Origin of the sequence: Treponema sp. OMZ 838, assembly GCF_000775995.1 — a bacterium.
Taxonomy (GTDB): Bacteria; Spirochaetota; Spirochaetia; order Treponematales; family Treponemataceae; genus Treponema.
In genome coordinates this window covers 891,945-905,183 of sequence record NZ_CP009227.1, presented here as the reverse complement: position 1 = coordinate 905,183, position 13,239 = coordinate 891,945, and the positions used below count along the sequence as shown (strand labels likewise).

Genomic DNA, 13,239 nt, shown 5'->3' with positions numbered 1-13,239 from the left:
AATTTTTGTGAAATAACGAAGTAGATGCCCTCATATTTTCAAAAGAAAAGGTTGGACAGCCCCTTTATTTGGCGGGAATACTTCAAAAATGTCTGCTACGATTACCCAAGAGAGGATCACCATGACACAGCATGAGTTTATACAGTTTTTAACCGATTTGCCGGAAGAACAGATGAAGGCGGAATTGACAAAGGCTTTTACCGAGCGGTACGGAGCAGGTACGGAAGAAATTATGATGATTGCCTCCCCTGCCCGTATCAATATTATCGGAGAGCATATTGATTATAACGGCGGGAAGGTGTTCCCTGCGGCGATCGATCGGTACCTCTATGTGCTGCTGCGCAAGAGAGACGATACAACGATTATCTATGATGATATACGGTTTCCGGGTGCACTTGAATTTTCTTCTACGGAAACCTTCTGCTACCGGAGAGAAAATCAATATGCGAACTATCTGAATGGTATGCTCGCGATGCTGCAAAAAGGCGGATACAAACTGACAAGCGGTTTTGAGGTACTGTTTTTTAGCAAGTTGCCGGCAGGCGGCGGTATTTCTTCGTCGGCTGCGCTGGAAGTCGGCTTCGGGCGGGCAGTCGCCGAATTGTTCGGCTTTAAGGTTGATGCGGTAGAACTTGCTAAAATGGGGCAAGAGTCCGAGCATGTTTTTATGAATATGCAGTGCGGAATTATGGATCAGTTCAGTATTGCAATGGGTAAAAAAGAATGTGCGATGCTGCTTGATACGTCAACGCTTGAGTATGAATATGTACCGCTTGTTCTGGGTGATTACCGTATTGTTGTGATGAACTCCAATAAGCAACGTGCGCTTGTGGACTCAAAGTATAATGAACGCTGCGCCGAATGTATGGAAGGACTTGCTCTTTTACAGAAGATTAAGCCTATTTATAACCTCTGTGACTTGACCTCTGCTGATTTGAGTGCGGTTGAGGCGGCAATAGCCGATGAGCGTATCTATAAACGGGTGCGCCATTGTATTACGGAAAACGAACGGGTACTTGCAGCGGTTGCGGCGCTAAAAGCCGGTAACTTGCCGAAACTCGGCGAGCTGCTCAAGGCGTCCCATGACTCGCTGCGGCGCGACTATGAAGTCACCGGTCTTGAACTTGATACGCTCGCCGATGCTGCTAATGCTGAACCGTGTTGCTTAGGTGCGCGGATGACCGGCGCGGGATTCGGCGGTTGTGCCATTGCCTTAGTACAAAAAGATGCCGTTGCGGCATTTACCGCCCGCGTCGGCAACGCCTACACCGAAAAGACAGGGCTGACAGCTTCCTTTTTTGCTTGCGAGGCAGGAGACGGTGCGCGTCGGGTTTAAAGGTCTGCTCAACTATTAAAACTCACGAAAAGAGCAAGCCGGCTGCCGGGAAATATTCGACCTGTTCAGAAACGGAAGCTTCCGAACAGGTTTATTGGTTTAGCCGGTTTCTAAAGCTTTTGCAGCCGCTCTTTAAATTCCGCTAAGAAATCGACGCTGACTTTGGCTCGTATTATCCTGCGGACTTCATACGCAGGGTCAATATCTGCATCACCTGTTTTGCTGAGGTCTTTTTCGCTCAAGTTTTTAAGAAAGCCTATATCGACAGCTTGATTTAGATACCTATTTAATTCTTTATAGAGTTTTGTTTGATCGGTTTTTTCTTTAAAATAAATGGAAAGCATTCCACGAATTTCACTCGCTTTCAGTACTAAAATTGAAGATGTGTTTTGAGAAACATCGAACTGCTCCAAGGCCTCCCTCAACAGTACACACAGCAATGATAACTCAAATGACAGCGGATAATGCCGGATAAGTTTGACAGCTTTAGAATCCCCTTCTTCGCTCTCTTTTTGCTCTAAAAATGCGTAGCCGTCGGCCGGTTCAATAAAGAGGCTGATACCGATTTGGTCAAAATATGCGGCAATTTCACGCTGGTATTGCTGCAAGAGCTTCCATGCCTCAGGTTCCTCATTTTCGTAAATAGCCCCTTGTAACAATTTTATACAGACTGCCGCCCACTGTGCCGTCATCATTCAGCCTCCTGTGCTCCTTTTTCAACAGTCAGTATATCCTTTTTTTGAAAGCGTTGCGATTGGGCATCGCTAAAAACAAGGTAGAGAAATTGTCAAAAATCCGGTATAATGAACACAAATGCAATACGAACCGCCGTTTAAGATTACCTCAAAAGCGATCAATTTTATTTCTCAAATAGCTGCCGCAATGGAGCGGTTGAAGATCAGATTTGAACATTCCGATAGCGTACGCTTGCGGAAAATCAATAGGATGAAAACGATACAGGGTTCGCTTGCGATCGAAGGGAACACACTAACGGAAGAACAAGTTACGGCTCTCATTGAAGGAAAACATATCATCGCGCCGGTAAAAGAGGTACAAGAAGTCAAAAATGCAATTCAAGCGTATGAACAATGCATGTCCTTTAATCCCTATAAAAAAGCGGACTTACTTACCGCACATAAACTGATGACGCTTGGTCTTGTGGATCATCCGGGGCATTTTAGGTACGGCGGTGTCTGTATTGCGGGAAAAGACGGCATCAGTCATATTGCTCCTCCTGCCGATCGGGTTCCCTTTTTGATGGATGATTTATTTCAATGGCTCAAAGATACGGATACTCATCCGCTCATTAAAAGCAGTGTATTTCATTACGAGTTTGAATTTATTCATCCCTTTGAAGACGGTAACGGCAGAATGGGGAGGCTCTGGCATTCACGTATTCTAGCAGAATGGAATCCATTGTTTATACATCTGCCGATAGAAAATATGATTTTACAAAATCAAGCTGCCTATTATAAAGCATTGGAACACAGTACGGCAGCAAACGACTCCGGGATTTTTATAGACTTTATGCTTGAAATCATTATGCAAACGATACAAGAAAATAAACAGGATGATACTGTAAATGATGCTGTAAATGATACTGTAAATATGATTTTAACCTGTATTAAAGAAAATCCTGCTATTTCCTACGAAGAACTCGCAAAAAAAACAGGCAAATCGCGGATAACAATAAGCCGCAAACTTGCAGAGCTAAAAAAAGCAGGACTCATCACCCGTGTCGGCGCCGACAAAAACGGCTACTGGCGTGTTGAAGAGAATAACTAAGGATAATAATAGGGTAATAGTTAATGTTTACGGAACGGCCTATTTTTTTCAAAACAAGCAAGGTAAACACATCAGCCACCCAGACCACATATCGCAAAATAAGAGGTTGGAACACCATTTGAGCCGCAAAGCGGCGAAACTCTGGTGGTACAGCCTCTCATTTTGCGGGAATATACTCCAAAATGGCTGATGCGTTTACCTTAGGAGAACGGCTAATGCAATTTGATTTATTGAAAACCGAAGATATTGATAAAAACGGACTGTATCTTGATTTTTTTCAAGTGTACAACTGGGGTGTTTTTGATTCAAAAGTGTACACGATGCGGTGCGGAAAGAAGGCGACGCTGTTGACCGGCTTAAACGGTTCCGGGAAGACGACGCTGGTGGATGCTTTTTTGTCGCTGATCGTGCCGCCGCGGCAACGCTTTTATAACCAATCCGCCGGAGCGGAGAGTAAGCGGGAACGTGATGAAATCAGCTATGTGCTGGGTACGTATGGAAACAAACGCGAGGAAGAGTTTACCTCCGGCACTGCAAAAAATTTACGCACAAAAGAAAACTGTATTTCTATTTTGCTCGGCTGCTTTGTGTTGGGAGATGATCAAAGGCCGATAACGCTTATGCAAGTGCGTTTTTTTTCCGGCGGCGGAGCCTTGCAAAAAATCTATTCGATAACGCATACGCGGCTTTCAATTGAAGAGATACAAAAAGCAGGGATTGATTTTACACCGCAGAGCAATTGGAAAAAACGCATGACCGAAGTATTCGGAACCAAATTTTACGTCGATAATTTTACCCCGTATGCAGAAGCATTCTCTCAGCTTGCAGGCTTGCGTTCGGATCGGGCTCTCTATCTTTTTTCCCAAACGGTTGGACTGAAAGGAGTCGGCAACTTAAATGACTTTATTAGAACCTATATGTTTGAAGGCCGCGATACCGAACGCGATTTTGATGATTTGGTAAAGCATTATGAAGAGCTTTCTCAGATATACAACGAGATAGAAAAAGCACAAGAACAGCTCAGACTGCTGCAGGAAATTTTAGATGCCGGAAAAATATTTGAAGACTGCGAGCAAACGAACAGAACATTAAAACAGTTCAAAATGATTTTACAGCTGTGGTATATACAAACAGTCCTGGATACGATTACAAAACGAATAGTTGTTTTGCAACAAGAAAAGTTGCTCGCTGATAATAAAAGAAATATGCTTGAAGCTGAAATAAAACAGCTTGATGCCGATATGGATTCGCTCAAAGCAGTTATTCAAAAAAACAGTACGGCAATTCTGATCAAAGAAATTGAGCATAAGATTCAATTCAATGAATTGCGGTTGCAGACATGCCGGAATAATGTGCGGGATTATGAACAGTGCGCCCGTGTTTTATCTTTGGAAATTCCGCAAACGGAAAAGAAATTTAAAGAAAATATCAAATTGCTGCCGGAATTAAAAAAACAGCTGAGTGCGGAAAGAGATTTGCTGTATAAATCAAGTCTTGAACGGAATGCGCAAAATCAGGTAAATAAAAAAGAAGAACAAGCAATTATCGAAGAATTGGAATCGCTGAGTAAACGGACAACGAATATCCCTGCGCATAATATCGGGATACGGGATCAAATATGCGCACATATCGGCTGCTCGGAAAAAGAACTGGTGTTTGCCGGAGAGCTATTGCAGGTTGCAAAAGACGAAAGCCGTTGGGAAGCTGCGATAGAAAAACTACTGCATAATTTTGCGTTATGTTTGCTGGTGCCTCCTCATCTTTATACCAAGGTGAATACGTATGCTGCAACGCATAATTTACGGGGACGGCTCGTCTATCTTAAAACCGATACCAAACCGCAGCTGAAAAAAACATACCCGAAAAAAATTCACTTATTGCGAAATTGGAAATACAGCGGAAGCATGAACTTTCCGATTGGCTTGAATCGTATTTACATGATACATTCGATTATATCTGCACGGATGATACGGAAGTATTTAGCAGGGCGGCAAAGGCGCTTACCTCAACAGGTTTAATTAAGGCAAAAATACGTCATGAAAAAGACGACCGTCCGCAGCATTCGGGACGGCAAACCTTTGTACTCGGATGGGATAATATTCAAAAGCGGCAGGAACTTTCGTTCAGCTTGAAAAAATTGCAAAACGAAATTGAGAAAAACGACACCGCGCTGGAAGACAGCAAGAAAAAACAAGATGATATAACTGGTCAGCTTGCTATCTTGAGCAGTTTGGAAAAGATGCAATTCTGGGATGATCTTGATGTGCAAAAATATTCGGCTGCATTGAATGCGTCTCTTGAAGAAAAGGAAGCTATTCTCCGCGGAGACAAAGAATTGCGGCAGCTTGAAAATAAATTGCAAGGTTTGCAAATTGAAAAGCAAACAAAAGAAGAAGCGCGTACCGGTTATATTGAAACATCGTCGAAAGCGGAACAGCAGTTGACGGATATCCGCATCAAACAGGAACGATTTACCGCTCAGCTGCATCAGTATGCCGATGGAGAAAGTGAAGAAACACAAAGAGCGCTCGCTATTTTTACAGAGTATTTTACCGTGCAAAAAACTTTTGAACAGCCTGAAGCCGTTGATACCGAACGGGATCGGATTGAATTGGCATTGAATAAAGAGAGCGAACAGGCAGAAACAGCTGTCAGAAATGCAGAGCGGAAAGTCCGCGAAAAAATGTCCGCAGTGAAAAACCCTAAGCCGGATATAAAACGAAAGTTTCCGTCGTGGGAGGCTGATGTACGGGACTTCCAAGCGGAAGTATCGGGGCTTGCAGACTTTCAAGCCTTTTACGATCGAGTGAACCGCGATGATTTACCTTCGTGCCGGAAAAAATTTAAGTTCATTTTTAATGAGCACGTAAAAAACGATATTACCAATTTTAAGACCATACTTGATACCGGACGTCAGCAGATTATTGTCGGAATAGAGGAATTAAATAAAAGCTTAAAAACAATTCCATACAGCAAAAATCCTCCGACGTATATCAAGCTGGAAAACCGCAAAACAACCGATCAGTCCATAAAAGATTTTCAGGCTCTGTTGTTAGCCGCATTGCCTGACTCCGCCTCCATTTTTAACCGCACATCCGGTTCGGAATTTGAAGAGTATAAAAAAATTGAAACGCTGATTGCCTACTTAAAAGAAAATGATCCGCGCCGTAAAAAAGTGCTGGACGTGCGCCAGTGGTTTAATTTTGCCGCTATTGAATATTATCTCAACGACAATACGCAAAAACAATATTACGAAGATTCTGCAAGTTTGTCGGGCGGAGAAAAATCAAAATTAACCTATACGATTTTAGCATCGGCAATTGCATTTCAATTCGGCATTACCGGTGGAGAGGGATATTCGTTACGGCTGGTGATCATCGATGAAGTATTCAGCAAAATCGATATGGACAATTCGTGCTATGCAATGGAGCTGTTTAAAGAGATCGGGCTCCAGATGATTCTCGTAACACCGATGGATAAAATCAACATCGTAGAAGATTATATCGCATCGGTTCACATTACCGAAAAGCATAACGATAATACCTCGCGCCTACTGAATATCACGATTGACCGATATCGGGAAGAGAAAGAACAGTATGATTAGCGTTGAAGAAATCAGAAAAAAAGCCGAGCATAAATTTCTCAATTATTTGTATTCCGTACTTAACGGAGACAGCGCTTTTTTTCCGCTGCATATTCCGGCGGCACGAGGTTCCGCAACGGATGATTTTGCCATGCGGAAAACGGAAGCGGAAAAACTGTACCGGCATTCAAAGCAGGCAAAGGGATTCGGTTACACGGTGATAAGCTCTGTCGTTAAAACCCGCAGCAAGGGCATGCAGACCGTTATTGAAAAAATCCTATTTGAAAGCGAAGCTGATTTTTTGCGATTTATTCAAAAAGAAACGGAAGCCTGCAATTTCAAAACAAACCTCGAACATATTAAAACGCAATGCCTCAAACTTGATGCTGCCGATATTGTGCATGACTGGACGGTCAAGCATAGCTCCGTTTTAACCGAGTCGTTTGAGGCACAGTATTGGGAGCAGCTTTTTTTATGCGCGGATTGGTTTATACATCATAGTCCGTGCGGATTATACCTGCGTGAAATTCCGCTTCCGGTACACACAAAGTTTATCGAACAAAACCGTATGCTTATTTTTTCGCTGTATTGCGCACTCAAAAGAGATAGGCATCGAGATGAAACCGGTGGGCAGCGCAGTGATAGAGCACAACCGTTCGCTGCTGAATCCTGCAATGGGCGTAGTGCGGGAGAAAAAGCAACGGAATTACAAAACACTGCGGAAGCCGTATATGCCGAATGGGGAGTCCGCACGGTATCGCCGTTTGTCCGTTTCCGTTTATTGGATGATGCAATCGGTGTAACTATTGCGGGAGAAACGCTCAAAAGTAGTGAAGTACAACTACCGCTTGAATCGTTTGCCGCGCAGCGCTTTAATTCCGTCGATACTATTTTTATTGTTGAAAATCTGCTGGTGTATTTGACATTCCCCGCCGTTCCTAAAGGGCTCTGCATTTTCGGTTCGGGATTTGCCGCCGTACAATTACAGCACAATATCCATCTACGTCAAAAGAAGCTCTATTACTTCGGGGATATAGACGAACACGGTTTTGAAATCCTGTCGGAATTTCGCGCAATCTTTCCGGACGTTACCTCATTTTGTATGGATAGCACAACTTACCAAACATTCGCGCAGTTTGCCGTTCCCGGAAAATCCTCTAAGCGGAATAGTGCCGACCTGTGTCTCACCGCTGAAGAGTTAGCGCTTTTCCGTTATTTGCGGGAACACCCGGAGTGCAACAGACTTGAGCAGGAACGCCTTCCGCAGGATTTTATCAAGGAAAGACTCGCATCACTTATAACGATAAGGAATAGTTATGCAAAGCTCTGACAGTGCATATATAGCAACCTTAATTGCAGAAGATTCGGGATTGCGGCTTTTACGTTCAAAGAATCCCGCACCGGTTATTTCGTTTCTTTTTAAAATATTCAGAGAGCGGAATCTGCAAACCGTCAATGCCGATCGGTTTGAAACGCTGCTGGCGGATTTTTTGCGGTCGCAGGAATTTTCCGGTTTTGACAATAGCAGTATCGACGATTGGTATGATGGGGAAACAGCAGAAATACAAAACAGCGAAGAGTTTAGACTCGCACTGCAAAGCATCGAGGCGCGCGCTCATTTTTTAGCGAATAAATGGTGTTCGGAAAAGGCCGGCTATATCAAAAAATACTATAATGAGCGGCAGGATGTGATTATCGAACTGAGCGCAGGGGTGGAACGGCTGTTTACCTGGCTTGATACGATGGATTCAAAAATGTTTATCGGTACCGAATCCCGCTTTCAAGATATTCTGCATAAACTCAGAGAGCTTTCGGAAAACACTACGCACGATCCTCAAACACAAATTGCAGAACTTGAAAAACAGAAAGAAGCATTGCAGCAACGTATAGATGCAATTAAAACAACCGGAGAGGCGGAAGTGTATACGCCGGTACAAATGGTTGAACGGTTACGTGAAGTTTCAAAAGCGGCACGCGAACTCTTATCGGATTTCCGGCAGGTAGAAGAAAATTTTAAAACCATTCTTGCTGATGTATACAAAAAACAGTCGGTGAGCGAAACAAAAGGCGCGGTGCTTGGCTACGCCCTTGATGCCAATTTGGAAATGAAAGAAACTCCGCAGGGGCAAACCTTCGATTCTTTTTGGGACTTTCTTGCAGCCGATGCCGGTAAAAACGAGATCAATCGCTTAACCCGGACGATTATCGCACAGGTAACCGAGCATGGCATTGCATGGGAGGATTCCTTCCTGCTGCACTTGAAACAATATCTGCATGAAGCGGGGCGGAAGATTATCGACACCAACCATTCGCTGACGCACCGGCTCAACCGTGTGCTGCTTTCGCGTGACTGCGGTGATCACAAGCAGCTGACCGAACTTATTGCTTTTATCAAGACGAAAGCCTTTGAATTAGCCGAGCGTGATATTGTTTTTCCGAAAGAGTTTGGTATTCAAACAAAAGCGGTACTGTATTTCCCGCAGGCACGGACGCTTATCCTTCCGCCGCTTAACCAAAGCTTTGAACCGATCGTATCATTCACCGAGCAAGAGTCGGCAGCGCTGCTGCAGCGAAGCGGTATTTTTAATCAATTTTATATTGATGAAGCCTTGCTCAAAAAACATATTGAACAGTATCGCAGTCAATTTCTCCATGGCACCCTTCAATTTTCGCTACACGATTTGAGCAAAAAATTCCCGATAGAAAAAGGTCTTTCCGAAGTCGCCGCCTATTTTGCCCTTGCGCCAAAACTCAAACCCGCCGCCGTTATCCTCGATGATGCAACCGAGCGGATTACATACACATACAACGGCAAGTCCGTAGCGCTGACAGTGCCTAAGATTATATTCGGGTAGCAATAACAGGTAATGTCAAGCAAAGCTCGAAACAGCAAAAACAATGCTTACTATGGGCTATCCGCTTGACGATATTTGCAAAATTGCAGGACTCAGCCAAGCCGAGGTGGAAGCGATAAAATAATTCCTTATTAATCATTTCCCTCTATACTGCTTCCATAGGCGGATAATCAGCTTTTCGGCAATAATCAGGAAGAGGCCGAGCACGAAAGGCAGACCGATCAAGAGCGCCGGATGTTCCATACCGATCTGCGCCGCCGCGATGGTGTTTTCAAGATAGACGAACAGCAGCGCAGCGCAGATTGTTCCGATAACGGAGCGTCCGCCTGCATACGCAAGCACGAGGGCGATCCACCCCTTGCCGGCGCTTTGGTTTGGAACAAAGGCTCCCAGCTGGAGGGATAACAGGCAGCCTGCCAACGCCGCCGCTGCCCCGGACATACCCATTGCCGCTATCTTTAACCGTGCGGTATGCACCCCAATCGAATCCAAAAATACAGAATCTTTTCCGAGTATCTTTATCCGTAAGCCTGTTTTGGTGTAGCGGCAAAAGAGCGCAAGTCCGAGGCCGGTCAAAACGGCGAGCGCGGCGCTCGCCGTTTTGACGAGCTGCGGCTGAAGCAGCAGCTCCGGCGGCAGCGCAACGATGCTCCGGTTACCGAAAAACCGTGTGCTCAGTATGGAAACAAAGCCCGCAGCGGTTAAGTTTACCGCAAGTCCGACTATGTAGATATTGGCTTTACGATAGATAGCAAGATAGGTAATAAACATACTCAACCCTGCACCCAACGCAAGCGAGACGACAAGTCCCGGAATAAGACCGCCGAGGCTTTCAGTTAATAGAATTCCGCCGATTCCCGTAAAGGCGCTTAAAAGCATCAGTCCTTCTATCCCGACATTCAACAGCCCTGCATATTCCGAAACGAGGGCAGCGCAGGCGGCAATCAGCAGCGGCGCGGCTTGTGCAATCAAAGTAATCGCGGTTATCATAAAGGTTTTCTCCCTCGTTTTTGCCGGAAAAAATCAACCGTTATCAATATAAACGCAATCCCCTGCACAATTGACGAAAGGTCAAAAGAAGTGCTTGTCTGGAGCATCGCAGCCTTGCCGCCTGCTTCCATCCACGCAAAAAAGAGCGCGCCGAATACCGCACCCAACGGATGATTGCGTCCGATAAGCGCTGCGGAGATGCCGCTCCAGCCCAGTCCCGATGTAATGCCCGCATAAACATAGTGCCGCGAGCCGTATACGCTGAATGCGCCCGCAAGTCCGTGGGATGCTGCGCCGAATGTCAGCGCCAAGACTGAAATCGAGCCGACTTTAATTCCTTGGGATTGTGCGAAGGCGCGGTTATTGCCGGTTAATCCGAGTTCGTAACCGTAGCGGGTACGCTTGAACATCCAGAAAAGCAGCGCCGTTATTATCACCGTAAAAAAGATGCTGCTATTCAATGTCGAAGGATTCCAAAAGGAAGTGAAGAACCACGCTTCGCTTGTATACGGGGTTGCCATCAGATTGCTTGAGGAATCCCTGAATATGTCATTCACGCCGTAGTCGATGAGCGGGAGCAGTGCGCATGATAATAAATAGGTGCTGATCAGTTCGGTAATGCCGAGAAATTGCTTCAAAAAAGCGGAAATAAAACCTAAAAGGCCGGAGCAAAGAGCCGCGAGTATACATCCGGCGATAAGGCCGAAGGGCTGCGGGAACTGAGGTGCCAGCAATGCGAATTCCACCGCGATAAACGAAGCGAGATACGCTTGCCCCTCGCCGCCGAGGTTGAAAAAGCCTGCTTTTGCCGGAAGGATAAAGCCCATCGCACAGAGCAAAATGAGGGATGCTTGGTCGAGCATGTTGCCGAAATAAAACGTATTGGTAAAAGGGGAAATAAAAAACGCGATAAGCGTTTCGAGCGGTTCTTCGCTCTGCGCCGCCAAACAGATTGCCGCCGCAGCTGCGCTTGCGGTTACCGAAATAATACTGTTTAAAAGCGGGGCTGCTTTTTTGAGGCGGTGTTGTTGCGTATCTTTATTCATCTTTACTCGCCTGCATCATCGCCGCAATGATTTCCGCGCGGTTATAAGCGGAACGTTCCATAAAGCGGGTCAGAACGCCGCGGTATAATACATGAATACGGTCGCAGGTTTCAAGCGCAGCGTCTACGTCCGAGGTGAGCACGATAACCGCCGCCCCTTTTTCAGCGAGATTGCGGAGCCGCTGCAGCAGCGCAAGCTGTACCTTCCTGTCCAGCCCCCAATAGGGTTCGGCACAGATAACCAACTGCGGCGGCGGATTGTCGAGTTCGCGGCTGAAAATCAGTTTTTGGATCATGCCTCCCGATAAGCTCAATACCGAATCTTTCCATGAGCGGGGAATATCGAATGAACAGCTGCGCTTCCATTCTTCAACCGCTGCGGGGGAGTAAATACCGAAGCGGTACAGCGAGGCGCGTGCGCGGACGTAGAGGTTTTCCGCAATGCTGTGTCTGCCGGCAATGCCGTTCCTCATCCGCTTGCTGGGGATGTAGGCGTAGGTTTCGCGCGGTATGCGGCTCAGGGGCTGCCCGTCAAACCGGATAGTACCGCTGTCCGGCTTGAGCGTGTTGACCAGTAGATATTCCAACAGTTCCAGCCCCTGTTTTTTTATGCCGACGACGCCGGTTATCTTCCCATGCGGAACATCGATTGAAAAATCCGAAAAGCGGACGCCTCTGCTGCTGACGGCAGCAACATGCGAAACAGTCAGCCCCGCCGCCGGTTTTGCCGCAGCATCCTGAAACTGCGATGTGGAAGAACTTTGGAACTGCGATGCCGGAGATACCGTGTCGGGTTGCGGTGTATTTGTATACGATGAAATATTAGTGTTTGATGAACCGGCGGCTGTACCGGAGTCGGCTTGAATCGGCGGAGTATCCGATTGTACTTCGGCGGCAGTCCATTCCGCCTGTTCGGAACCGAAAATTTCTTGCAGCAGGAGGTTTACATTTACGGTAGAATCGATAGAACCGTTCCAGACCGTTTTACCGTTCCGCAGAATATGCACCGTGTCCATAAAGCTCAACACTTCTTGAATGCGGTGTGTTACTACGATAATACATGCGCCCCTGTCCGCGCAGCTGCGGAGTATGCCGTACAGCTGGGTAATTTCCTGCGGACTAAAGGAGGCGGATGGTTCGTCTAAAAAGAATACGGAAGGATTTTTAAGCAGCGCTTCTCCGATTGCCGCCCAGTGCAGCTGCGCCGTATCGAGCGTTTCCGCTTTTTGGGTGAGCGGCAGTACGATATCGTAGCGGGCGAGCGCCGCCGCAATTGCGTTTTGAGTTTTTTGGGGCGAAAGAACGTTGGCGGCGATATCTTTTTCGGTGTGTAATCCGATTGCAAGATTTTCCCATACCGTAAGCTCCGCCGAAAGCTGCGGATGCTGCGGCGTCAGCACGAGCCCCTGTGCAATACCGTCCGCAGCGGAACGTAAGTCCAGCGCTTCGCCGTTGTAAAGGATGCGGCCGCCGTCCGGCTGTAAATGACCGGTACAGAGGCGGGCAAGCGTTGATTTTCCGGCGCCGTTTTCGCCTAACAGCGCATGTATCTTACCTGCCTCAAACTCAATGCTTACCCCGTCTACAGCCGTAATACCGTTTTCCGGAAACGTAAAGCGTAAGTTTTCCGTCGAAAACACAAAGG

The 13,239-nt window shown here is 46.3% G+C and carries 10 protein-coding genes; 6 read left to right on the top strand and 4 right to left on the bottom strand.

What is annotated here, in order from left to right; genetic code table 11:
- Positions 1-121: 121 nt before the first annotated feature.
- Positions 122-1,336 carry a galactokinase gene (locus tag QI63_RS03990; RefSeq protein ID WP_044014096.1) on the top strand — a complete coding sequence of 405 codons (1,215 nt, stop codon included), beginning with the start codon at positions 122-124 and terminating at the stop codon, positions 1,334-1,336.
- Positions 1,337-1,446: 110 nt separating this feature from the next.
- On the opposite strand, the gene QI63_RS03985 is transcribed toward QI63_RS03990, so the two are convergent.
- Positions 1,447-2,031: a DUF4194 domain-containing protein gene (locus QI63_RS03985; protein ID WP_044014094.1), complete on the bottom strand. Its 585-nt coding sequence runs from the start codon at positions 2,029-2,031 to the stop codon at positions 1,447-1,449.
- Positions 2,032-2,149: 118 nt separating this feature from the next.
- Here QI63_RS03985 and QI63_RS03980 point away from each other — a divergent pair, with 118 nt between their 5' ends.
- From QI63_RS03980 to QI63_RS03965, 5 genes are all read left to right on the top strand, one after another.
- Positions 2,150-3,121: a Fic family protein gene (locus QI63_RS03980; protein ID WP_044014092.1), complete on the top strand. Its 972-nt coding sequence runs from the start codon at positions 2,150-2,152 to the stop codon at positions 3,119-3,121.
- A gap of 215 nt (positions 3,122-3,336) precedes the next feature.
- Complete coding sequence (locus QI63_RS03975) at positions 3,337-5,139, top strand: ATP-binding protein (protein WP_044014090.1); 1,803 nt, start codon at positions 3,337-3,339, stop codon at positions 5,137-5,139.
- A 221-nt stretch (positions 5,140-5,360) separates the two neighbouring features.
- A complete protein-coding gene (locus tag QI63_RS13235) occupies positions 5,361-6,725 on the top strand; it encodes an SbcC/MukB-like Walker B domain-containing protein (RefSeq protein ID WP_369792421.1) in 1,365 nt (454 codons plus the stop codon).
- On the top strand, positions 6,718-8,034 hold the full coding sequence (locus QI63_RS12390; protein WP_052185472.1) for a Wadjet anti-phage system protein JetD domain-containing protein: 1,317 nt from the start codon (positions 6,718-6,720) through the stop codon (positions 8,032-8,034). The genes QI63_RS13235 and QI63_RS12390 overlap by 8 nt, the downstream gene beginning before the upstream one ends.
- The gene (locus QI63_RS03965) at positions 8,021-9,559 is read left to right on the top strand and encodes a DUF3375 family protein (RefSeq protein ID WP_044014088.1); all 1,539 of its coding nucleotides are present in this window, start codon (positions 8,021-8,023) and stop codon (positions 9,557-9,559) included. The genes QI63_RS12390 and QI63_RS03965 overlap by 14 nt, the downstream gene beginning before the upstream one ends.
- Before the next feature lie 135 nt (positions 9,560-9,694).
- Here QI63_RS03965 and QI63_RS03960 read toward each other — a convergent pair whose 3' ends face one another.
- Genes QI63_RS03960 through QI63_RS03950 form a run of 3 tightly spaced genes read right to left on the bottom strand, consistent with a single transcriptional unit; the run spans position 9,695 to position 13,234 of the window.
- Positions 9,695-10,549, bottom strand: coding sequence for an ABC transporter permease subunit (locus tag QI63_RS03960; RefSeq protein WP_044014086.1), 855 nt, complete (start codon positions 10,547-10,549; stop codon positions 9,695-9,697).
- Positions 10,546-11,595, bottom strand: a complete 1,050-nt coding sequence (locus QI63_RS03955; RefSeq protein ID WP_044014084.1) for an ABC transporter permease — start codon at positions 11,593-11,595, stop codon at positions 10,546-10,548. The genes QI63_RS03960 and QI63_RS03955 overlap by 4 nt, the downstream gene beginning before the upstream one ends.
- Positions 11,588-13,234: an ATP-binding cassette domain-containing protein gene (locus QI63_RS03950; RefSeq protein WP_044014082.1), complete on the bottom strand. Its 1,647-nt coding sequence runs from the start codon at positions 13,232-13,234 to the stop codon at positions 11,588-11,590. The genes QI63_RS03955 and QI63_RS03950 overlap by 8 nt, the downstream gene beginning before the upstream one ends.
- Positions 13,235-13,239 lie beyond the last annotated feature (5 nt).

Bases quoted from the DNA above. Each gene is read 5' to 3' on its own strand.
- QI63_RS03990 (WP_044014096.1), top strand. From the start codon at position 122: ATGACACAGCATGAGTTTATACAGTTTTTAACCGATTTGCCGGAAGAA.
- QI63_RS03985 (WP_044014094.1), bottom strand. From the start codon at position 2,031: ATGATGACGGCACAGTGGGCGGCAGTCTGTATAAAATTGTTACAAGGG.
- QI63_RS03980 (WP_044014092.1), top strand. From the start codon at position 2,150: ATGCAATACGAACCGCCGTTTAAGATTACCTCAAAAGCGATCAATTTT.
- QI63_RS03960 (WP_044014086.1), bottom strand. From the start codon at position 10,549: ATGATAACCGCGATTACTTTGATTGCACAAGCCGCGCCGCTGCTGATT.
- QI63_RS03975 (WP_044014090.1), top strand. From the start codon at position 3,337: ATGCAATTTGATTTATTGAAAACCGAAGATATTGATAAAAACGGACTG.
- QI63_RS03965 (WP_044014088.1), top strand. From the start codon at position 8,021: ATGCAAAGCTCTGACAGTGCATATATAGCAACCTTAATTGCAGAAGAT.
- QI63_RS03955 (WP_044014084.1), bottom strand. From the start codon at position 11,595: ATGAATAAAGATACGCAACAACACCGCCTCAAAAAAGCAGCCCCGCTT.
- QI63_RS13235 (WP_369792421.1), top strand. From the start codon at position 5,361: ATGCAATTCTGGGATGATCTTGATGTGCAAAAATATTCGGCTGCATTG.
- QI63_RS12390 (WP_052185472.1), top strand. From the start codon at position 6,718: ATGATTAGCGTTGAAGAAATCAGAAAAAAAGCCGAGCATAAATTTCTC.